This is a genomic window from Rhodobium orientis, assembly GCF_003258835.1.
Classification (GTDB): Bacteria; Pseudomonadota; Alphaproteobacteria; order Rhizobiales; family Rhodobiaceae; genus Rhodobium; species Rhodobium orientis.
This window is the reverse complement of sequence record NZ_NPEV01000112.1, coordinates 1-1,235: the sequence shown is the minus strand read 5'-3', so window position 1 is coordinate 1,235 and position 1,235 is coordinate 1. Positions and strand designations below refer to the sequence as shown.

The following is a 1,235-nucleotide window of genomic DNA, read 5'->3' as shown; positions in this document are numbered from 1 at the left end:
TGTATGTCCCGGGGAGATGGCTTACAGCGTTCGGGGAGATGGTTGACACTTTTGGCATGGATAGGCGGAGGAGGCCGACATGCCATGGCGGGAGATGTCGATCATGGATCAACGAATGGAATTTGTGCTTCTGGCGCGGTTGCCTGGGGCGAATGTGAGCGAGTTGTGCCGCCGCATCGGGATCAGCCGGCAGACGGGCTACAAATGGCTGCGGCGCGCTGGCGATGAGGTACAGGATCTTCGCGCGGCCATGCGGGATCGTTCGCGGCGCCCGCATGTCAGCCCCGGCCGGACATCGGCGGCACAGGAGCAACGCGTCCTGGCGGTGCGCGATGCGCATCCCGCCTGGGGCGCACGCAAGATCGCCCGCCGTCTGCAAGACCAGGGCGAAAGCACGCCGGCGCCCTCGAGCGTTCATGCCATTCTCGCCCGCCACGGCCGCATCGAGCCGCCGGCCGGCGGGGCGCCGGCACACGGCCGCTTCGAGCAACCGGCGCCGAACCTGTTGTGGCAAATGGACTTCAAGGGCCGCTTCGCCCTCGGCGACGGCACCAACTGCCATCCTCTGACGGTGGTCGATGACCATTCGCGCTATGCGCTCTGCATCGAGGCCTGCACCAATGAGCGCACCGCCACGGTCCGACCGCTGCTGGAGCGCACGTTCCGTCTCTTCGGCCTGCCTGCGGGGCTCTACGTCGACAACGGCTCGCCCTGGGGTGGCGGCACACCGGGCCATTGGACGCCGCTCGGCGTGTGGCTTTTGAAGCTCGGCGTGCGGGTGATCCACGCCCGCCCCTATCATCCGCAGGGACGCGGCAAGAACGAGCGCTTCCACCGCACATTGAAGGCGGAGGTTCTGGCGCTCACAGCGCTGCGCGACTGCGCCCAGGCGCAGGCCGCCTTCGACAGCTGGCGCCCGCTCTACAATGCCGTCCGCCCGCACCAGGGGCTGGGGCTGGCAACCCCGGCCAGCCGCTACCACCCCTCGCCGCGCCGCTTCCCCGACCGCCTCCAGGAGCCGCATTACGAGGCCGGAGAGATCGAACGGCGTGTCTCCACATCAGGATGTTGCGTCAGCTTCAACGGCCGGCTGTGGAAGCTGCCCAAGGCCTTCCGCGGCGAACCTGTCGCCCTCAGGCCTACAGATCGCGATGGTCGCTATCGCGTCTGCTTCGGTGCAACGCATATCGCAACCATTGACCTCAACCATACCCGAAACGATCATCAATGACTGT

Annotated in this window: 1 protein-coding gene; it reads left to right on the top strand. The window is 66.9% G+C overall.

Annotated elements, in window-relative coordinates; translation table 11 throughout:
• The first annotated feature begins 79 nt into the window (after positions 1 to 79).
• On the top strand, positions 80 to 1,231 hold the full coding sequence (locus tag CH339_RS23585; RefSeq protein WP_111436860.1) for an IS481 family transposase: 1,152 nt from the start codon (positions 80 to 82) through the stop codon (positions 1,229 to 1,231).
• Positions 1,232 to 1,235 lie beyond the last annotated feature (4 nt).